The sequence below is a fragment of the Pseudomonas sp. FYR_7 genome (assembly GCF_043106155.1).
Taxonomy (GTDB): Bacteria; Pseudomonadota; Gammaproteobacteria; order Pseudomonadales; family Pseudomonadaceae; genus Aquipseudomonas; species Aquipseudomonas parafulva_B.
Genome location: NZ_JBICMI010000012.1, coordinates 1 through 20,693 on the forward strand (window position 1 = coordinate 1; position 20,693 = coordinate 20,693).

18 protein-coding genes and 2 tRNA genes are annotated in these 20,693 nt (G+C 60.7%); 1 reads left to right on the forward strand and 19 read right to left on the reverse strand.

The window, feature by feature from the left end; translation table 11 throughout:
- Positions 1–54: 54 nt before the first annotated feature.
- The 16 genes from ACF8R3_RS01925 to rlmE all read right to left on the reverse strand — a co-directional run bounded on the left by ACF8R3_RS01925 (position 55) and on the right by rlmE (position 16,052).
- A complete protein-coding gene (locus ACF8R3_RS01925; protein WP_196185688.1) occupies positions 55–408 on the reverse strand; it encodes a BON domain-containing protein in 354 nt (117 codons plus the stop codon).
- Positions 409–701: 293 nt separating this feature from the next.
- The gene (gene pnp, locus ACF8R3_RS01930) at positions 702–2,807 is read right to left on the reverse strand and encodes a polyribonucleotide nucleotidyltransferase (RefSeq protein ID WP_023533183.1); all 2,106 of its coding nucleotides are present in this window, start codon (positions 2,805–2,807) and stop codon (positions 702–704) included.
- Between the two features lie 248 nt (positions 2,808–3,055).
- Positions 3,056–3,325: a 30S ribosomal protein S15 gene (gene rpsO, locus ACF8R3_RS01935; RefSeq protein ID WP_023533188.1), complete on the reverse strand. Its 270-nt coding sequence runs from the start codon at positions 3,323–3,325 to the stop codon at positions 3,056–3,058.
- A gap of 150 nt (positions 3,326–3,475) precedes the next feature.
- Complete coding sequence (gene truB, locus ACF8R3_RS01940; RefSeq protein WP_027915407.1) at positions 3,476–4,393, reverse strand: tRNA pseudouridine(55) synthase TruB; 918 nt, start codon at positions 4,391–4,393, stop codon at positions 3,476–3,478.
- Between the two features lie 3 nt (positions 4,394–4,396).
- Positions 4,397–4,795, reverse strand: a complete 399-nt coding sequence (gene rbfA, locus ACF8R3_RS01945) for a 30S ribosome-binding factor RbfA (RefSeq protein ID WP_012274243.1) — start codon at positions 4,793–4,795, stop codon at positions 4,397–4,399.
- Between the two features lie 114 nt (positions 4,796–4,909).
- On the reverse strand, positions 4,910–7,438 hold the full coding sequence (gene infB / locus ACF8R3_RS01950; RefSeq protein WP_058604758.1) for a translation initiation factor IF-2: 2,529 nt from the start codon (positions 7,436–7,438) through the stop codon (positions 4,910–4,912).
- Positions 7,439–7,465: 27 nt separating this feature from the next.
- The gene (gene nusA / locus ACF8R3_RS01955) at positions 7,466–8,947 is read right to left on the reverse strand and encodes a transcription termination factor NusA (RefSeq protein WP_023533184.1); all 1,482 of its coding nucleotides are present in this window, start codon (positions 8,945–8,947) and stop codon (positions 7,466–7,468) included.
- 59 nt (positions 8,948–9,006) lie between these two features.
- Complete coding sequence (rimP, locus tag ACF8R3_RS01960; RefSeq protein ID WP_023533134.1) at positions 9,007–9,465, reverse strand: ribosome maturation factor RimP; 459 nt, start codon at positions 9,463–9,465, stop codon at positions 9,007–9,009.
- Positions 9,466–9,594: 129 nt separating this feature from the next.
- Positions 9,595–9,671, reverse strand: a tRNA-Met gene (locus tag ACF8R3_RS01965).
- A 100-nt stretch (positions 9,672–9,771) separates the two neighbouring features.
- Positions 9,772–9,857 (reverse strand) — tRNA-Leu (locus tag ACF8R3_RS01970).
- Between the two features lie 19 nt (positions 9,858–9,876).
- A complete protein-coding gene (gene secG, locus ACF8R3_RS01975; RefSeq protein WP_058604759.1) occupies positions 9,877–10,275 on the reverse strand; it encodes a preprotein translocase subunit SecG in 399 nt (132 codons plus the stop codon).
- A gap of 4 nt (positions 10,276–10,279) precedes the next feature.
- Positions 10,280–11,035 (reverse strand): triose-phosphate isomerase, encoded by a 756-nt coding sequence (gene tpiA, locus ACF8R3_RS01980; protein WP_058639195.1) that lies wholly within the window; start codon positions 11,033–11,035, stop codon positions 10,280–10,282.
- 65 nt (positions 11,036–11,100) lie between these two features.
- Complete coding sequence (gene glmM / locus ACF8R3_RS01985; RefSeq protein WP_392475102.1) at positions 11,101–12,441, reverse strand: phosphoglucosamine mutase; 1,341 nt, start codon at positions 12,439–12,441, stop codon at positions 11,101–11,103.
- 16 nt (positions 12,442–12,457) lie between these two features.
- Positions 12,458–13,309 carry a dihydropteroate synthase gene (folP, locus tag ACF8R3_RS01990; protein ID WP_145253499.1) on the reverse strand — a complete coding sequence of 284 codons (852 nt, stop codon included), beginning with the start codon at positions 13,307–13,309 and terminating at the stop codon, positions 12,458–12,460.
- Positions 13,310–13,317: 8 nt separating this feature from the next.
- The gene (gene ftsH / locus ACF8R3_RS01995) at positions 13,318–15,222 is read right to left on the reverse strand and encodes an ATP-dependent zinc metalloprotease FtsH (RefSeq protein WP_058604763.1); all 1,905 of its coding nucleotides are present in this window, start codon (positions 15,220–15,222) and stop codon (positions 13,318–13,320) included.
- A gap of 203 nt (positions 15,223–15,425) precedes the next feature.
- Complete coding sequence (rlmE, locus tag ACF8R3_RS02000) at positions 15,426–16,052, reverse strand: 23S rRNA (uridine(2552)-2'-O)-methyltransferase RlmE (RefSeq protein WP_027915415.1); 627 nt, start codon at positions 16,050–16,052, stop codon at positions 15,426–15,428.
- 102 nt (positions 16,053–16,154) lie between these two features.
- Here rlmE and yhbY point away from each other — a divergent pair, with 102 nt between their 5' ends.
- Entirely contained in the window at positions 16,155–16,463 is a 309-nt protein-coding gene (yhbY, locus tag ACF8R3_RS02005; RefSeq protein WP_023533185.1) for a ribosome assembly RNA-binding protein YhbY, read from the forward strand.
- 12 nt (positions 16,464–16,475) lie between these two features.
- Here the strand turns inward: yhbY and ACF8R3_RS02010 are convergent, their stop codons facing one another.
- Genes ACF8R3_RS02010 through carB form a run of 3 tightly spaced genes read right to left on the reverse strand, consistent with a single transcriptional unit; the run spans position 16,476 to position 20,603 of the window.
- Positions 16,476–16,925 (reverse strand): MFS transporter, encoded by a 450-nt coding sequence (locus ACF8R3_RS02010; RefSeq protein WP_080671990.1) that lies wholly within the window; start codon positions 16,923–16,925, stop codon positions 16,476–16,478.
- Positions 16,903–17,385: a transcription elongation factor GreA gene (gene greA, locus ACF8R3_RS02015; protein WP_173645884.1), complete on the reverse strand. Its 483-nt coding sequence runs from the start codon at positions 17,383–17,385 to the stop codon at positions 16,903–16,905. Before greA ends, ACF8R3_RS02010 begins: the two co-directional genes overlap by 23 nt.
- A complete protein-coding gene (gene carB, locus ACF8R3_RS02020) occupies positions 17,382–20,603 on the reverse strand; it encodes a carbamoyl-phosphate synthase large subunit (RefSeq protein ID WP_058604764.1) in 3,222 nt (1,073 codons plus the stop codon). Before carB ends, greA begins: the two co-directional genes overlap by 4 nt.
- Positions 20,604–20,693: the final 90 nt, after the last annotated feature.

A 20,693-nucleotide genomic window follows, 5' to 3' on the forward strand; every position in this document is an offset into this window, starting at 1 on the left:
AGGCCGGGGCTTTGGTTGTAGCTGGCCAAATCCATTTGGCCGACAGGACGATCCTTATTCAGCTTTCAGGCCGTCAGCCATCACGCTCTTGACGCCTTTGATGTTCTTGGCAACACGCACGGCCACTTCTTTTTGAGACTCGGTCACTTTTACGTCCGAGGACAGAGAAACTACGCCGTGGCTGGTTTCTACTTTGATGTCGCTGCCTGGTACGCCTTTCTCGGTCAGAAGATCCGCCTTGACCTTGGTGGTGATCCAGGTGTCAGAGGTTTCTTGCTTGGCGTGTTCAGTGGTGGTGTTGGCAGCCAGCATCACCGGAGCCTGGGTGGCCTGGGCTGCGAAAGCGGCATTGGCCATGGTCAGGGTCAGAGCGGTAGCAGTAGCGGCAGCAATGGCGAACTTCTTCATGTGAGTCACTCCTGTTTTTCGAAAGGTCTGCGCCATGTGTCTGGCGGCAGGTAAACAGGTAGTTGCATGGCCTATGCCAGGTTTTACGCTTCGCTTGTTTCCTTATAAATCAAAGACTTAAAAATCATCGACCTCATTACTGCTCGTGCATTCTGCAATCTGCACGATAAACCTGCATGCAAGATGCAAGTCCGTTAAAAGTTCCTGGTCTATTTTTGTATTTATAACGGCAAAGCCCAGAACCGAGCAAAAAAAAGAGCTCCCGAGGGAGCCCTTTGTGAAGCGCTAGGCTATTAGACGCCAGACGCCTTGGCTGCCGCGACGTCCTTGATGGACAGCTTGATACGGCCGCGGTTATCCACGTCCAGTACCAATACTTCGACTTCCTGACCTTCCTTGAGGATGTCGGTGACTTTCTCGACGCGCGCATCGCTCAGCATGGAGATGTGCACCAGGCCATCCTTGCCAGGCAGGATGTTGACGAAGGCGCCGAAATCGACGATACGCTCGACCTTGCCCACGTAGATCTTGCCAATCTCGGCCTCGGCAGTGATGCCCAGGATGCGCTGCTTGGCGGCATCTGCCGCTTCCTTGGTCTCGCCGAAGATCTTGATCGAGCCGTCGTCTTCGATATCGATCGAAGCCTTGGTCTCTTCGCAGATGGCGCGAATGGTGGCGCCGCCCTTGCCGATCACGTCGCGGATCTTGTCCGAGTCGATCTTCATGGCGATCATGGTCGGCGCGTTGGCCGACAGTTCGGTACGCGACTGAGCAATGATCTGGTTCATCTGGCCGAGGATGTTCAGGCGCGCTTCCAGGGCCTGGCCCAGGGCGATTTCCATGATCTCTTCGGTGATGCCGTTGATCTTGATGTCCATCTGCAGCGCGGTGACGCCCTTGGCGGTACCGGCTACCTTGAAGTCCATGTCGCCGAGGTGGTCTTCGTCACCCAGGATGTCGGTCAGAACGGCAAACTTCTCGCCTTCCTTGACCAGGCCCATGGCGATACCGGCAACCGGTGCTTTCATCGGCACACCGGCATCCATCAGGGCCAGCGAGGCACCGCAGACCGAAGCCATGGAGCTCGAACCGTTGGACTCGGTGATTTCCGAGACGACACGGATGGTGTACGGGAATTCGCTGTCGCTTGGCAGCATCGCCTGCACGCCGCGACGCGCCAAACGACCGTGGCCGATTTCACGACGGCCAGCACCGCCCATGCGACCGCACTCACCGACCGAGAACGGTGGGAAGTTGTAGTGCAGCATGAAGGGATCTTTCTTCTCACCTTCCAGGGTGTCCAGCAACTGTGCGTCGCGGGCAGTACCGAGGGTGGCAACGACCAGCGCCTGGGTCTCGCCACGGGTGAACAGTGCCGAGCCGTGGGTTTTGGGCAGAACACCGACTTCGATGTTCAGCGGACGCACGGTGCGGGTGTCACGGCCGTCGATGCGCGGCTTGCCGTTCACGATGTTCTCGCGCACGGTGCGGTATTCCAGCTCGCCGAAGATTTCCTTGATCTGGCCAGCGGTCGGGCCGGCTTCTTCGTTGCTCAGGCGGGCAATGGCTTCATCGCGCAGCTGGCCCAGGCGGGTGTAGCGGTCCGCTTTCTGGGTGATGGTGTAGGCCTGCGACACCTGCTCGCCAAATTCGGCGCGTACCAGGTTCATCAGCTCGGTGTTGGCGGCAGCAGGCTGCCAGTCCCACGTTGGCTTGCCGGCTTCTGCAGCCAGCTCCTTGACGGCCTGGATGACGGCCTGGAACTCGTCGTGGGCGAACAGCACGGCGCCCAGCATCTGGTCTTCGGTGAGCTCTTTGGCTTCCGATTCAACCATCAACACGGCGGTTTCGGTACCGGCGACGACCATGTCCAGGCTCGAGGCAGCCAGTTGCTCGTACGTTGGGTTCAGCAGGTAGCCGGTGCTTTCGTGGAAAGCAACGCGCGCCGCGCCAATCGGGCCTTCGAATGGAATGCCGGAGATGGCCAGGGCCGCCGAGGTACCGATCATTGCGGCAACATCGGGGTCGGTCTTCTTGCTGGTGGAAACCACGGTGCAGACGACCTGCACTTCGTTCATGAACCCTTCAGGGAACAGCGGACGGATCGGACGGTCGATCAGGCGCGAGGTCAGGGTTTCTTTCTCGGAAGGACGGCCTTCACGCTTGAAGAAACCACCTGGGATCTTGCCGGCAGCGTAGGTCTTTTCCTGGTAGTGAACCGACAGCGGGAAGAAGCCCTTGCCTGGATCAGCTTGCTTGGCACCGACCACGGTCACCAGCACGGTGACGTCGTTGTCGACGGTGACCAGCACGGCGCCGGTGGCCTGACGGGCAATGCGGCCCGTTTCGAGAGTAACGGTCGATTGACCGAACTGGAATGTCTTGATTACCGGGTTCACGGTTTCCTACCTTCTTCAGTGGCTCTTGGGGGAACTGTTTTCTTGCGAATGCTTGGGCAGTGCAGGGAATCGGCCCTGTCTACCGTCCAGATACAACTCGAGGCCGGGAGCCTGGAACCGAGCAAAAAACCGCTCGAATTACCAGGCTGCCAGCCTCGAAGTCATGCGTGGCGTGCCCCACGACAAGGCTGTAAAACAGCCCTGTCGAAACCAGCGGCACGCCATGCACACCACCAACCAGGCCGCTATTAGCGACGCAGGCCCAGGCGAGCGATCAGCGCGCTGTAACGGGTGGTGTCTTTGCCCTTCAGGTAGTCCAGCAGCTTACGACGCTGGTTGACCATGCGAATCAGACCACGACGGGAGTGGTGGTCTTTGTCGTTGGCCTTGAAGTGGCCTTGCAGCTTGTTGATGTTGGCGGTCAGCAGAGCAACCTGTACTTCCGGGCTACCGGTGTCGCCGGCGGCTTGCTGGTGTTCGGCAACGATCTTAGCTTTTTCTTCAACGCTGAGGGCCATGAGGCTTCTCCTGATTAAACGGACCCCGCGAACGGGTTCCAATAGGCCAGGGACTTATCCCTGTATCAATAGAAAGAGGTGTGACCGTGCCTACTGACAGCCACCCTCTGCTCCACGGACCTCGGCAAATGCCTAGGCCCATGGTTTCGGTCATTCCGACCGAATCAATCGACGTGGCGCGATCCGCCCGTCTTCGCTCACTTCACCGATACCGATGAAGCGGGCATTGTGATCCTGTACACGAACCATGCCGAATTGCGGCGCGTCCGGTGCGCGCACTGCCTGCCCATGCAGCCAGTAGAAGGCGCTGTGCTCGGACAGGCTCACCATCGGCCAGTCCTGCAGCCCGCTGTCCGACGGCATGAGGAAGCGATCGAGCGCTTCGTTGCCGCCTTCGGCGTGGGCCTGCTCAAGCTCCTCGAGCGTGACCGTCTGCGCCAGCGCGAAGGGCCCGGCCTGCGTTCTGCGCAGCTCTGCGACATACGCACCACAGCCCAGCACTTCACCAATATCTTCCACCAGGGTACGAATATAGGTGCCTTTGCTGCAGCCGACGCTCAAGCGTGCACGGGTGCCTTCGCACTCGAGCAGTTCAAGACGGCTAATAGTAACAGAACGCGCCTCGCGCTCCACTACCTCTCCTGCACGCGCCAGCTTGTATAACGGCTGACCGTCACGCTTGAGGGCCGAGTACATGGGCGGTATCTGGCTGATCGGGCCACGAAAACCGGGTAGCGCGGCTTCCAGCTCGGCGCGACCAACGGTCACCTCGCGGGTGCGCAGCACCTCGCCCTCGGCGTCGCCGGTGTTGGTCGTCTGGCCCAGCTGCATGACCGTCTCGTAGCCCTTGTCGGAGTCGAGCAGGTACTGCGAAAACTTGGTGGCCTCGCCGAAGCACAGCGGCAAGACACCGGTGGCCAGCGGGTCGAGGCTGCCGGTATGACCGGCCTTCTCGGCATTGAGCAACCAGCGCACCTTTTGCAAGGCAGCGTTGGAGGTGAAGCCCAAGGGCTTGTCCAGCAGGATGATGCCGCTGACGTTGCGGCGGATACGTTTGACCTGGGCCACCGATTACTCCTTGGTGCCAGACTCGTCGGCATCCTTGTGCAGGCGGTCTTCAGCCACTGCACGCTCGATCAATGCCGACAGGTGCACGCCCCGGCTGACGCTCTCGTCGAAGTGGAAGTGCAATTGCGGCACGCTGCGCAGCTGCATGGAGCGACCCAGGTGCAAGCGCAGGAAGCTGGCAGCGCTGTTCAGGGCCTTGAGCGACTGCTGCACGGCATCGGGGGTTTCTTCACCCATCACGGTGATGAACACCTTGGCATGGCCCAGGTCGCGGCTCACATCCACGGCTGTGATGGTGACCAGACCGACACGCGGATCCTTGACTTCACGACGGATCAGCTCAGCCAGTTCGCGCTGCATCTGATCGCCAATGCGTTGGGTACGGCTATATTCTTTGGCCATTCTTGTTACCTGTAACGTAAAGCGGCAAACGCCCGGTCAGAACGATGCCTGACCGGGCGCTACCTGAAGAGGTGCTGCAAAGCGCCCGCCAAGGCGCTTGCAGCCTGCTCACCCTTAGAGGGTACGAGCCACCTGGACTTTCTCGAACACTTCGATCTTGTCGCCGACCTTGACGTCGTTGTAGCTCTTCACGCCGATACCACACTCCATGCCGTTACGCACTTCGGCGGCATCGTCCTTGAAGCGACGCAGCGATTCCAGCTCGCCCTCGAAGATAACCACGTCGTCGCGCAGTACGCGGATCGGGCGGTTACGGTAGACGGTACCTTCGATGACCATACAGCCAGCGATGGCGCCGAACTTCGGCGAACGGAACACGTCACGCACTTCGGCGACGCCCAGGATGTTCTCGCGAACATCGCTGCCGAGCATGCCGGTCAGGGCTTTCTTGACGTCTTCGATGATGTCGTAGATCACGTTGTAGTAACGCATATCCAGACCTTCCTGCTCGACGATCTTGCGCGCACCGGCATCGGCACGCACGTTGAAGCCGAACAGTACTGCGTTCGAAGCCAGCGCCAGGTTGGCATCGCTCTCGGTGATACCACCTACGCCGCCACCAATGACACGAACCTGCACTTCGTCGTTGCCCAGGCCGCCGAGCGAGCCCTGCAGCGCTTCGAGAGAACCGCGCACATCGGTCTTGAGGACGATGTTGAGCGTCTTCTTCTCTTCCTGACCCATGGTCTCGAAGATGTTTTCCAGCTTGCCTGCGTGAGCACGGGCCAGCTTGACCTCGCGATACTTGCCTTGGCGGAACATGGCAACTTCGCGGGCTTTCTTCTCGTCAGCCACTACCGACAGCTCGTCACCGGCTTCCGGCGTGCCGTCCAGGCCAAGGATTTCGACCGGGATGGACGGCCCAGCTTCCTTCACAGGCTTGCCGTTCTCGTCCAGCATGGCGCGAACGCGGCCATAGTTGGAGCCGCACAGCACCATGTCGCCCTGACGCAGCGTACCGTCCTGAACCAGGATGGTAGCGACTGGGCCGCGGCCCTTGTCCAGGCGCGATTCGACGACCACACCGCGCCCTGGGGCGGTCGGCGTAGCGGTCAGCTCGAGGATCTCGGCCTGCAGCAGTACCGCTTCGAGCAGTTCGTCCACGCCGGTACCCATCTTGGCCGAAACCTTGACGAATGGCGTGTCACCACCCCAGTCCTCGGAGGTCACGCCTTCGACGGCCAGCTCGTTGCGGATGCGATCGAGGTCAGCACCAGGCTTGTCGATCTTGTTGACCGCCACCACCAGCGGTACGCCAGCTGCCTTTGCATGCTGAACGGCTTCGCGGGTTTGTGGCATCACGCCGTCGTCCGCCGCCACTACCAGGATGACGATATCGGTCGCCTTGGCACCACGGGCACGCATCTGGGTAAACGCAGCGTGGCCTGGGGTGTCGAGGAAGGTGACCATGCCGCGGTCGGTTTCCACGTGGTAGGCACCGATGTGCTGGGTGATACCACCGGCTTCGCCAGCAGCAACCTTGGCACGACGGATGTAGTCGAGCAGCGAGGTCTTACCGTGGTCAACGTGACCCATGACGGTCACGACCGGCGCACGGGACTCGGTCTGGCCTTCGAACTTCAGGGATTCGGCCAGGGAGTCTTCCAGGGCGGAATCGCTGATCAGCGTGACCTTGTGGCCCAGCTCTTCGGCGATCAGCTGCGCGGTTTCCTGATCGAGCACCTGATTGATGGTCACCGGGGTGCCCATCTTGAACATGAACTTGACCACTTCAGCGCCCTTGACGGACATCTGGTTGGCAAGCTCGGAGACGGTGATGGTCTCGCCGATGGTCACGTCACGAATGACAGGACCAGTCGGGTTCTGGAAGCCGTGCTGGTTACGCTTCTTCAGCTTGCTCTTGCCACCACGACCACGACGAGCGCCATCGCTCTCTTCGTCGGTGGTACGCGGCGCGGCACGAGGCGTCGGAGCCTTTTCCTTTTCCTTGACCTTAACCTTGATCGACACACGCGGCGCTTCGCCACGACGACGGTCGTCATCACGGGTGCGGCTCTCGTTGCGACGGGTCTCGTCTTTCTTGCGCTCGGCAGCACGAGCGGCAGCGTCTTCCGACGTCGGCGCATTGGCCACTACCGGCGCTGCGGCAGGGGCCGAAGCCTGTTCTGCCTTGGCCGCAGGGGCCGGAGCGGCAGCAGCGGCCTCAGCAGCTTGGCGACGTGCCTGCTCTTCGTTGCGCTGACGTACTTCGGCGTCAATTTTATCGCGGGCAGCGTTTTCAGCTGCACGGCGCTCTTCGAGCTCACGCTTCTGCTCAGCCTGGATCTCTTCCGGGCTGCGCTGCACGAATACTTTCTTCTTGCGTACTTCTACGCTGATGCTCTTACTACCGGCGACACGCAGGGTGCTGGTGGTTTTGCGCTGCAAGGTAATCTTGCGCGGTTCTTCCGCCTTGCTCTTGTGGCTGCTCTTCAAATGAGTCAGCAACGTCTGCTTCTCATTGTCGGTCACTACCTGACCGGCGTCGGTGTGCGGCAGACCTGCCTCACGCATCTGCTGCAGCAGGCGCTCTACCGGTGCCTCGACCTCTTGGGCCAGTTCTTTCACCGTGACTTGCGTCATGCACTTCTCTCCTCAGGCCGCGCCTAATTACTCGAACCAGTGGGCTCGGGCGGCCATGATCAACTTGCCGGCACGCTCTTCGTCGATGCCGTCGATGTCGAGCAGGTCGTCGATCGACTGCTCGGCCAGGTCTTCGCGGTTAACCACGCCGCGCACCGCCAGTTCCGCCGCCAGGTCCTTGTCCATGCCCTCAAGGGAGAGCAGGTCTTCGGCCGGATGGGCGTCTGCCAGTTTTTCTTCGGTAGCGATGGCCTTGGTCAACAAACGGTCCTTGGCTCGAGCGCGGAGCTCATTGACGATATCTTCGTCAAAGCCATCGATGTTGAGCATTTCTTCCAACGGTACGTAGGCAATTTCTTCAAGGCTGGTGAAGCCTTCGTCGACCAGCACTTGGGCCAGCTCCTCGTCGACTTCCAGTTCATCGATGAAATTGCGCAGGATGTCGCCAGTTTCGGCTTGCTGCTTGGCCTGGATGTCCTTCTCGGTCATCACGTTCAGGGTCCAGCCAGTCAACTGACTGGCCAGGCGAACGTTCTGACCGCCACGGCCAATGGCTTGGGCCAGGTTGTCTTCGGCGACGGCGATGTCCATGGCATGGGCATCTTCATCAACGATGATCGCCGCGACTTCAGCCGGCGACATGGCGTTGATGACGAACTGCGCCGGGTTATCGTCCCAGAGAACGATATCCACACGCTCACCACCCAACTCTCCGGATACGGCCTGGACGCGCGACCCACGCATGCCGATGCAGGCGCCTTGCGGGTCGATGCGCTTGTCCTTGGAGCGGACGGCGATCTTGGCTCGCGAACCCGGATCACGGGAGGCGGCCATGACTTCGATGAGGCCTTCAGCGATTTCCGGCACTTCGATGCGGAAAAGCTCGATCAGCATCTGCGGCGCGGTGCGCGACAGGATCAGCTGAGGACCACGGTTTTCGGTGCGAATTTCCTTGAGCAGTGCACGCAGGCGCACACCAACACGGAAAGTTTCGCGGGCGATGATGTCTTCGCGGGCCAGCAACGCCTCGGCGTTGTTGCCCAGATCGACGATGACGTTGTCGCGGGTGACCTTCTTGACGGTGCCGGAGATGATTTCGCCCACACGCTCACGGTAGGCATCCACCACCTGCGCACGCTCGGCCTCACGGACCTTCTGCACGATCACCTGCTTGGCGGTCTGCGCGGCGATACGGCCGAACTCGATGGACTCGATCTTTTCTTCGATCACGTCGCCAATCTTGGCTTCGGGATGTGTGTCCTTGATCTTGTCCAGCCAGGTTTCGATGGCCGGATCATCGAGGTCGGCTTCATCGACCACGGTCCAACGACGGAAGGTCTCGTAGCTACCGGTGTGGCGGTTGATTTCCACACGCAGGTCGACTTCGTCTTCAAAACGTTTTTTGGTTGCGGTGGCCAGGGCCACCTCCAGCGCTTCGAAAATGACGCCGGGCGGTACACCTTTTTCGTTGGATACCGATTCAACAACCAGCAGTACTTCTTTGCTCATCGTACGCCTCGCCTTGCGCAAGCCATTGGGCCCGGATAATCCGTCGGACCCGGCACGTCTCAGTCAAAACTGGGAATAATATTGGCCTTGTCGATCGAATCGATCGGCAGTAGGAACTCCTGGTCGTCCACCTGGACCACCACATCCTGCTCCTCCACACCGCGGAGAAGGCCCTGGAAGTTACGACGACCCTCGAAGGGTGAGCGCAGCTTGATCTTCACTTGTTCGCCGGCATGCGAGGCAAACTGTTCCAGTGTGAACAGTGGGCGATCCATGCCTGGAGAAGACACCTCGAGGGTGTACTCGCTGCTGATCGGATCCTCGACATCCAGGATGGCGCTGGCTTGACGGCTGACAGCTTCGCAGTCGTCCACCAGAATGCCGCCTTCCTTGTCGATGTAGATACGCAATACCGAATGCTTGCCCTGGGAAACGAATTCGATCCCCCAGCATTGATAGCCCAGACCCTCGACAACCGGGGCCAACAAGGCCTGCAACTGTTCTAGCTTGCTCGACACCTGAACCCCCTCGTGCATGCTGTGCAAATAAAAAATGGGCGAAGCGCCCATCCCTGAAAGCGCCGTTGGACAACGACGCCTGAACTGTTCGGTTAGCAAAAAGCCCCTGAAAAGGGGCTTCGCTGAAGCTGGTTGCGGGGGCTGGATTTGAACCAACGACCTTCGGGTTATGAGCCCGACGAGCTACCAAGCTGCTCCACCCCGCGACAAAGCTGGGGCGAAAGTATAAGACCGAACCCACTTGAGGGTCAAATCCAAACCTTCACCTGCAAGAAAGCCCGCCAAGGCGGGCTCTCAAGCTTTAAATGGTACCGAGAAGGGGACTCGAACCCCTACACCCTATGGGCACAACCACCTCAAGGTTGCGTGTCTACCAATTCCACCACCTCGGCAATACTACTTTGAAACCCGTTACTTCTGCTCTTCTGCCGGAGGAGGTACATCACTCGAATTAGGAGTGGCTTCGCTCTTCTGTTCTTGGAGCACCGGTACATCATCATTGATGGCCGGCTTTGGCTGCTCTTTCACTTCTAGCACTGCTGGATCTGGAAGACCTGCTTGGCTAAGCTGGTGAGCTTGTTGCTTCGCGAAGTATCCTAACCCAAGTGCTGTCAAAAAGAAAGTGGCAGCGAGTATTGCAGTGAATTTACTTAGGAAGGTGGCAGAGCCCTGACTTCCGAAGACGGTATTGGAAGCACCCGCACCAAAAGATGCACCGGCTTCCGCCCCCTTACCCTGTTGCAACAGTACCAGCACTACCAGCGACAGCGCTGCCAACAGATGAAAAACAACGATGACTGTTTCCAGCATTTGTTCAGTTTCCTGCGGCGCGACAAATTGCACCGAATTCGTCTGCGTTCAGGGAAGCCCCACCAATGAGGCCCCCATCGATATCCGGCATGCCGAACAGTTCGGCCGCATTGGCCGCCTTCACGCTGCCGCCGTAGAGCAACTGCACCTTCGCAGCCACTTCAGCATCTTTCGCCGCAAGCTGGCTGCGGATGGCGGCATGCACATCCTGGGCCTGCTGAGGCGTGGCCGTTAGGCCGGTGCCGATGGCCCATACAGGCTCATAGGCAATTACCGCATTGGCAAACACACTAACACCGAAGGCTTCGATGATACTGTTGAGTTGACGCCCAACAACTTCGAGCGTTTTGCCTGCCTCGCGCTCTTCAAGGGTTTCCCCGATACAGAGCACTGGCTTCAAACCTTTGGCCTGAGCCGCTGCAAACTTGCGATTCAACACTTCGTCATCTTCGCCGATTACCTGGCGACGCTCCGAATGGCCAATCAACACCAACTTGCAACCTGCTTCAGCCAGCTGTTCCGGAGCAACTTCACCGGTCAGCGCGCCCTGTTCGGGCAATACTGCAGAATTCTGTGCGCCGACGATAATACCCTTGCCATCGAGTTCAGCAACCACCTGGTTGATGAACAAAGTTGGCGGGAATACCGCGACTTCCACCCCGCTCGGCAGGGCAAGATTACGCAAGCCCTCGGTCAGCTCAGCGACGCTGGCGCGGGTACCGTGCATCTTCCAGTTACCAGCAACCATAGGGCGACGCATGCTTTACCTCGTCGGTCAAAGTGGGCGCAGATCTTACCCAACCAGATTCGCGCTGGCAAGCGGCTTCAGGCACAAACTTCTGCGACGCGCTTTGCCAGTGCTTCGGCGTGCAGACGCACCTGGTGTTCATCCTCACCTTCGACCATGACGCGCAACAGCGGCTCGGTCCCGGATTTACGCAGCAATACCCGCCCACGGCCTGCCAGGGCCTCTGTGACCTGCGCGCTGGCTTGCTTGACGTCCGGATGCTCGAGCGGGTCCACGTCGCTTGCAGCGAAGCGTACATTGATCAGCACTTGCGGGCATTTGCGCAATGCCTGGCGCGCCTGGGCCAGGGTCTCGCCACGGCGCTTGAGCGCCATCAGCACCTGCAGCGCGGCGATGATCGCATCACCGGTGGTGGTGTAGTTGCAGCACACCACATGACCGGAATTTTCCCCGCCTATCAGCCACTCGCGCTCGAGCAGCTCGGCCATGACGTAGCGGTCACCGACCTTGGCACGCACGAACGGAATATCCAGGTCTTTGAGCGCCAGCTCCAGCCCCAGGTTGCTCATGAGCGTACCCACCACGCCGCCTTGCAGCTTGCCGCGGTCATGCAGGTCGCGCGCGATGATGAACAGCAGCTCGTCACCGTCGACGATCGCGCCGGTGTGATCGACCATCAACACACGGTCGCCATCCCCGTCGAAGGCGATGCCCAGGTCCGCATGCCCGACCAGCACGGCGGCCTGCAGCGATTCGATGTGGGTCGAACCACAGCCTTCGTTGATGTTCAGGCCATCTGGCTGGGCGTGCAGCACAGTGACATCGGCACCCAGCTCACGGAACACGCTGGGCGCGACCTTGTACGTGGCGCCGTGGGCGCAGTCGACCACCAGCTTGAGGCTGGCGAAGCTGGTGCTGCTGGGCACACTGCTCTTGCAGAACTCGATGTAGCGGCCGGCTGCGTCGTTGATGCGCGAGACCTTGCCCAGCTTGCTCGATTCCACAACGGTCATGGGCTGGTCGAGCAGCTCCTCGATCATCAGCTCCACTTCGTCCGGCAGCTTGGTGCCCTGCCCCGAGAAGAACTTGATGCCATTGTCATCGTGCGGGTTGTGCGAGGCACTGATGACGATACCGGCTTCAGCATGGAAGGTGCGGGTCAAGTAGGCAATGGCAGGCGTGGGCATCGGGCCCAGCAGCATCACATCGGCCCCGGCGGCTGAAAGGCCAGCTTCGAGCGCAGATTCGAACATGTAGCCGGAGATCCGCGTGTCCTTGCCTACCAGCACGCGGCAATGGCCTTGCTTGCGAAACGCCATGCCGGCTGCCCAGCCGAGCTTGAGCATGAACTCCGGGGTGATCGGGTATTCGCCGACGCGGCCACGAATGCCGTCGGTGCCAAAATATTTTCTGCTCATAGGGACTCCAATGTTCTTATTCGGCGTGCTGAACGGCCGCGATCATGCGAACGACGTCAACGGTTTGTGCCACGTCATGCACGCGCAGGATACTTGCACCCTTGGTCATGGCCAGCGCCGCCAGCGCCAGGCTGCCATAGAGACGCTCAGCGACAGGACGCTCGAGCGTCAGGCCGATCATGCTTTTACGTGAAACGCCCACCAGAAGCGGACGCCCCAGACGATGGAGCGCTTCGAGGTGTTTGAACAGGCTGAGGTTGTGGGCCAGGGTCTTGGCGAAACCGAAGCCTGGATCGAGCACGATGCGGTCGGCCTCAATGCCGGCGTCCGCACAGGCCATCATGCGCTGCTGAAGGTAGCGCGCCACGTCCTCGGTGACATCGTCATAATGCGGGTCGTCCTGCATGGTGCCGGGCTCGCCGCGCATGTGCATCAGGCACACCGGCAGCCCGGTGGCAGCCGCGGCATCCAGCGCACCATCGCGCTCGAGGGCGCGCACATCGTTGATCAGGCCAGCGCCCAGGCGGGCGGCTTCGCGCATGACGGCAGGCGTGGACGTATCGACCGACACCACGACATCAAGATGACGGTGGATGGCTTCGACCATCGGCGCCACGCGCTCCAGCTCTTCGGTGACCGAAACGGGCCGCGCACCCGGGCGGGTGGACTCCCCGCCTACATCGATCAGCGTGGCACCGGCGGCCACCATCGCTTCGGCGTGGCGCAAGGCCTCGTCGCGCTGACTGAAGCGGCCGCCGTCGGAAAAGGAATCGGGCGTGACATTGAGGATACCCATGACATGGGTACGCGACAAATCAAGAACCCGATTGCCGCAAGGCAATCGGGTCGGGTGCTGCACTGAGCTCATAGATGCCCTTAGTGTTGAGCCGCTGGACCACCGATTGGCGATTCCGGGCGATCACCCTGGGCAGCCGGTGTACCGGAAGCCGAATCATCATCCCAATCGCGAGGTTCGCGAGGCGTACGGCCCGCCATGATATCGTCGATCTGCTCGGCGTCGATGGTTTCGTACTTCATCAAGGCCTCGGCCATCGCATCGAGCTTGTCGCGGTTTTCGGTCAACAGCTGCTTGGCGGTCGCGTAGCACTGGTCGATGATGCTGCGCACTTCGGAGTCGATCAGCTTGGCCGTCTCACCGGAGACGCTGGTCTGCTGGCCACCTGCACTACGACCCAGGAACACTTCGCCGTCTTCCTCGGCATACATCAGCGGGCCCAGTTTCTCGGACAAGCCCCACTTGGTGACCATGTTTCGCGCAATCTGGCTGGCACGCATGATGTCGTTGGAAGCGCCGGTGGTGACGCCATCGAAGCCCAGGGTCATCTCCTCGGCGATACGACCGCCGTACAGGGAGCAGATCTGGCTGATCAGCGCACGCTTGGACAGGCTGTAGCGATCTTCTTCGGGCAGGAACATGGTCACACCCAGCGCACGACCCCGCGGGATGATCGACACCTTGTAGACCGGATCGTGCTCGGGCACCAGGCGACCTACGATCGCATGGCCGGCTTCGTGGTAGGCGGTGTTCTGTTTTTCCTTCTCGGACATGACCATGGTTTTGCGCTCGGCGCCCATCATGATCTTGTCCTTGGCCAGCTCGAACTCCTTCATGTCGACCAGGCGCTTGTTGGAGCGGGCGGCAAACAGAGCGGCTTCGTTGACCAGGTTGGCAAGGTCGGCACCGGAGAAGCCAGGCGTACCACGGGCAATGACGGCCGGGTTGACGTTGTCGCCAATCGGCGCCTTGCGCATGTGCACCTTGAGGATCTGCTCACGACCACGGATGTCCGGCAGGCCTACAACAACCTGACGGTCGAAGCGCCCGGGACGCAGCAGCGCGGGGTCGAGCACGTCAGGGCGGTTGGTCGCGGCAATGACGATGATGCCATCGTTCATCTCGAAGCCGTCCATCTCCACCAGCAACTGGTTGAGGGTCTGCTCACGCTCGTCGTGGCCCCCGCCCATGCCAGCACCACGGTGACGGCCCACGGCGTCGATCTCGTCGATGAAGATGATGCACGGGGCGTGCTTCTTGGCCTGTTCGAACATGTCGCGCACACGGCTGGCACCGACACCGACGAACATTTCCACGAAGTCCGAACCGGAAATGGTGAAGAACGGCACCTTGGCTTCACCTGCAATGGCCTTGGCCAGCAGGGTCTTACCGGTACCGGGTGGGCCGACCATCAGCACACCGCGGGGAATGCGGCCACCCAGGCGCTGGAACTTGCCCGGGTCGCGCAGGAACTCGACCAGCTCGCCTACTTCTTCCTTGGCCTCGTCGCAGCCGGCGACGTCAGCCAGGGTGGTCTTGACCTGGTCTTCGGAGAGCAGGCGCGCCTTGCTCTTGCCAAAGCTCATGGGGCCACCCTTGCCGCCCGCCCCGCCTTGCATCTGGCGCATGAAGAACATGAACACGGCGATGATCACCAGGATCGGGAAGCTGGCGACCAGCAACTGGGTCCAGATGCTCTGTTGCTCGGGCTGCTTGCCTTCGACGGTCACGTGGTTGTCCACCAAGTCGCCGATCAGGCCATTGTCGGTGATCGCCGGGCGCACGGTCTTGAAGCTGTCGCCGTCGGAGCGCTTGCCGGTGATGATGTAACCGTCGACGGTCACTCGCTCGACCTTGCCATCCTTGACCTGCTGGATGAAGTCGGAGTAATTGAGGGTCTGCGGCTCGTTAGGGCTGGAGAAGTTGTTCATCACCGTCACCAGGACAGCTGCGATGATCAACCACAGGATCAGATTCTTTGCCATGTCGTTCAATTCGCTACCCTCTGAGGCCGGCGCACGACGCAGCCGTGCCTCGCATGATATTCATCGCCCTAACTTACTACATTGCCCACGCAACCGCAGGCACCGTCTGTAACCCTTTGTGAAATCCAGACTACACGAAGTTCGGACGATCCTGACGCCGTGACCGATTGGAATTAACTATCGGCCGCTGCGCTTCGTACCGTTCACGCGCCTTTGAACCCCTTGCCAAGCAGGTACTGCTCGCGGGAGCGGTCCCGCGATGAAGACGGTTTGCGCATCTGTACCTTGTCGAACTTGGTGCGCACGTCCTTGAGGTACACATCGAAACCTTCACCCTGGAAGATCTTGATCAAAAAATCACCGCCGGGCCGCAGCACGCGGGTTGCCAAATCCAGGGCCAGCTCGCAAAGGAACATGGCTCGCGGTATGTCGACCGCGGGCGTACCACTCATATTGGGGGCCATGTCCGAAATCACAAGGTCTACGTGTGAATCGCCGACGGCTTCGAGAATTTGCCGCAGCACCTCGTCCTGGGTGAAGTCCCCTTGGATGAAGGTGACATCGGGGATGGAGTCCATCTCCAGGATGTCCGAGGCGATCAGTCGACCCTGACCGCCAATCAGACGACTGGTCACCTGGGACCAGCCGCCCGGCGCTGCACCCAGGTCGATGACACTCATGCCAGGACGGATCAGACGGTCCTTCTCTTGGATCTCAAGCAGCTTGTAGCTTGCCCGCGAGCGGTAGCCGTCCTTCTGCGCCTGTTTGACGAAAGGGTCGTTGAAATGCTCTCGCAGCCAGTTTGCGCTGCTTTTGGAACGTTGTACCACGGGGCACCTCGATGATATGCGTGGTGATTGACTGGGCGGAGCCGGTGGCCCTCGGGTAAAATGCCGGTCAATTTTACAGAATCAGACGGAAAGGGTCAGATTATGCCGCTCAATAACGAGCAGAAGAAGCAATACAAGTCCATTGGTCATGACCTCAAGCCGGTCCTGATCGTTGCTGGCAACGGTTTGAATGAAGGCGTCGTCGCCGAATTGGAACGCGCATTGGCCGACCACGAGCTGATCAAGGTCGAAATTCGCTCCGAAGACCGCGAAGAGCGTGCCGAGACCATTGCCGCGCTGTGCAAGGCCGGCCGCGCCGAGCTGGTGCAGACCATCGGCAAGAAGGCGCTGATCTACCGCAAGAACCCTCAGCCGAACAAGCAGCTGTCCAACGTCCACCGTTACAAGTAACGGTGGTGCCGCTCAGTGGCGCGCGTGACGCGCCCTGAGTGGGACGGGCTGGGCCACCAGTACGATGCCGGAGAAGCCCAGCACCAGGAAACAGAACATCTGCCAGCGCTCGCCTACGGAGATCCCGTAACGCAAGGTGTAGTAGCCGATGCAGGCCCCAAGGCCCAGCAACAGCATCTGGCCACGGAACTGGCGCCACCAGGCAGCCAGGCCTTCCACCCTTGCCAATACCGCCAGCTGAGTGATCAGGCCGAGCAGTGCCACGCCGATCAACCAACGGTCGATCTGCCCGGCAATGTCCTGCACCAGCAATGGCGCAAGGCCGCTGACTTTCAAAGCAGGCACCAACCCCACGTGGAACACCCACAGGCCACCGACCCAGAATACCTGGGCCAGCTGCCAGAGGATCCCCTCAAGGGAAGGCGCCCGCAGGCGCCGGTCAGATGTGCTTGACTTCGACAATCTCGTACTCGACCGTACCGTTTGGCGTCTTGACGACAACGGTGTCACCCTCTTCCTTGCCGATGATGGCGCGAGCGATCGGCGCACTGCTGGACAGCTTGCCTTTCTTAACGTCGGCTTCATCCTCGCCAACGATCTGATAGGTGACCTGATCACCCGTCTCGGTGTTTTCCAGATCGACGGTTGTGCCGAAGATGACCTTGCCCGTATGGGCAATGGTGGTCACGTCGATCACGACCGAGTTCTGCAAACGGCCTTCGATGTCACGGATACGTGCCTCGACCATGCCCTGCTCTTCGCGGGCGGCATGGTATTCGGCGTTCTCCTTCAAGTCGCCCAGCTCACGCGCTTCACCAATGGCTTGGCTCAGGCGCGGGCGCTCGGTCTTGCTCAGAAAGAGCAGTTCTTCTTCCAGGGCGCGAGCGCCCTGAACGGTCATCGGGTATTTGGTCATGCTCATGCTTTGAGTCCTGCGTGCAGATCCTGCAGGCGGCGAACGGTTTTTTCCGGACCGAATTTCAGCGCCTCGCAGATGGCTTCACCGGCCGCAATGGTCGTGGTGCAGTAGATCTTGTGCTGCAGCGCATTGCGGCGAATCGAGTAGGAATCGGCGATCGACTGACGGCCTTCGGTGGTGTTGATGATCAGCGACACTTCGTCGTTCTTAATCATGTCGACCACGTGAGGACGGCCTTCGGTCACCTTGTTCACGCGGCGCACCTTCAGGCCCGCCGCCTCGATGACCTTGGCGGTACCTGCGGTTGCCACCACTTCGAAGCCCAGGGCGATCAGGTCGCGGGCGACGCCGGCCACTTGCGGCTTGTCGTCGTCACGCACGCTGATGAACGCGGTACCACCGGTCGGCAGCACTTCGCTGGCACCCATCTGGGCCTTGGCGAAGGCTTCACCGAAGCTGTCACCGACACCCATCACTTCACCGGTCGATTTCATCTCAGGGCCGAGGATCGGGTCAACCCCTGGGAACTTGGCGAATGGGAAGACGGCTTCCTTCACGCTGTAGAAGTTCGGGATGATTTCCTGAGTGAAGCCCAGCTCCTTCAGGGTTTTGCCTGCCATGACACGAGCGGCGATCATGGCCAGCGACGTGCCGATGCACTTGGACACGAACGGTACGGTACGCGAGGCGCGCGGGTTGACTTCGATCACGTAGATCTTGTCGCCCTGCAGGGCCAGCTGCACGTTCATCAGGCCAACCACGCCCAGCTCCAGGGCCATTTTCTTGACCTGCACACGCACTTCATCTTGCACCTCCTTGCTCAGCGAGTAAGGCGGCAGCGAGCATGCCGAGTCACCGGAGTGAACGCCGGCCTGTTCGATGTGCTGCATGATCGCGCCGATGACCACATCGGTACCGTCGCAGACCGCATCCACGTCCATTTCGATGGCGCAGTTGAGGAAGTGGTCCAGCAGCACCGGGCTGTCGTTGGACACCTGCACGGCTTCGCGCAGGTAGCGCTTGAGCTCGTCCAGCTCGTAGACGATCTCCATGGCGCGACCACCCAGGACGTAGGACGGACGCACGACCAGCGGGTAACCGATGGTGCCGGCGGCGCTGATGGCCTCTTCTTCGCTGCGCACGGTGGCATTTGGCGGCTGTAGCAGGTTCAGGCGCTGCACCATCTGCTGGAAGCGCTCACGGTCTTCGGCACGGTCGATGGCGTCGGGGCTGGTGCCGATGATCGGCACGCCGGCTTCTTCCAGGGCGCGGGCAAGCTTGAGCGGGGTCTGGCCGCCGTAGTGCACGATCACGCCCTTGGGCTTCTCGACGCGGCAGACTTCCAGCACGTCTTCCAGGGTCAGCGGCTCGAAGTACAGGCGGTCGGAAGTGTCGTAGTCGGTAGACACGGTTTCCGGGTTGCAGTTGACCATGATGGTCTCGTAACCGTCGTCACGCAGCGCCAAGGCGGCGTGCACGCAGCAGTAGTCGAACTCGATGCCCTGGCCAATACGGTTGGGACCACCGCCGAGGATCATGATCTTGTCGCGGCTCGACGGATTCGCCTCGCATTCCTCCTCGTAGGTGGAATAGAGGTAGGCGGTGTCGGTGGCGAACTCGGCGGCGCAGGTGTCGACGCGCTTGTACACCGGGAACACTTCCAGCTTGTGGCGGTGACGGCGCAGGGTCTTGTCGGTGATGCCCAGCAGCTTGGCCAGACGCTGGTCCGAGAAACCCTTGCGCTTGAGGCGCAGCATGCAGTCCTTGTCGATCGCAGTGAGGGCCAGGGTCTTGACCTTCTCCTCCTCCTTGATCAGGTCTTCCATCTGCACCAGGAACCACATGTCGATGCCGGTCAGGTCGAAGATCTGCTCGCAGGTCATGCCCGAACGCATGGCGTCGGCTACATACCAGATGCGCTCGGCGCCCGGTACGGTCAGCTCGCGCTTGAGGATGCTGGCAGCCTCGGGGCTGGCCAGGTCGACTTTCGGGTCGAGGCCGCAGGCGCCGACTTCCAGGCCGCGCAGGGCTTTCTGCAAGGATTCCTGGAAGGTACGGCCGATGGCCATGACTTCACCGACAGATTTCATCTGGGTCGTCAGACGAGCGTCGGCCTTCGGGAATTTCTCGAAGGCAAAGCGTGGCAACTTGGTCACCACGTAGTCGATCGACGGCTCGAAGGAAGCCGGCGTGCGGCCACCGGTGATGTCGTTCTGCAGCTCGTCCAGGGTGTAGCCGATGGCCAGCTTGGCGGCGATCTTGGCGATCGGGAAGCCGGTGGCTTTCGAAGCCAATGCCGAGGAGCGCGACACCCGCGGGTTCATCTCGATGACGACCATACGACCGGTATTCGGGCAAATGCCGAACTGCACGTTGGAACCGCCGGTCTCGACGCCGATTTCACGCAGCACCGCCAGGGAGGCGTTGCGCATGATCTGGTATTCCTTGTCGGTCAGGGTCTGCGCCGGGGCGACGGTGATCGAGTCGCCGGTGTGCACGCCCATCGGGTCGAAGTTCTCGATGGAGCAGACGATGATGCAGTTGTCCTTCTTGTCGCGGACCACCTCCATCTCGTATTCCTTCCAGCCGATCAGCGATTCGTCGATCAGCAGTTCCTTGGTCGGCGACAGGTCCAGGCCACGGGTGCAGATTTCTTCGAATTCTTCGCGGTTGTAGGCGATGCCGCCGCCAGTGCCGCCCATGGTGAACGACGGACGGATGATGCAAGGGAAGCCAAGCTTCTCGAGCACCGCGTTGGCCTCTTCCATGCTGTGGGCGATACCGGAGCGCGGGCACTCCAGGCCGATGTCCTTCATGGCCTTGTCGAAGCGCGAGCGGTCTTCGGCCTTGTCGATGGTGTCGGCATTGGCGCCGATCATTTCCACGCCGAATTTCTCCAGAACGCCGTGGCGCTCCAGGTCCAGGGCGCAGTTCAGGGCAGTCTGGCCACCCATGGTCGGCAGGACAGCGTCAGGGCGCTCTTTCTCGATGATCTTGGCCACCGACTGCCATTTGATCGGCTCGATGTAGGTGGCGTCGGCCATGGCCGGGTCGGTCATGATGGTGGCAGGGTTGGAGTTCACCAGGATGACGCGGAACCCCTCCTCACGCAGGGCTTTGCAAGCCTGGGCGCCGGAGTAGTCGAATTCGCAGGCCTGGCCGATCACGATCGGGCCAGCGCCGAGAATCAGGATGCTTTTGATGTCTGTACGTTTTGGCATGGTTGTCACTCAAATCCGGGGTCAGTCGGCAAGCCGCGTTGAACAATCTGGGTCAGGCGCATCCGGGCATGGCGCATGCCAGCCCGGGGC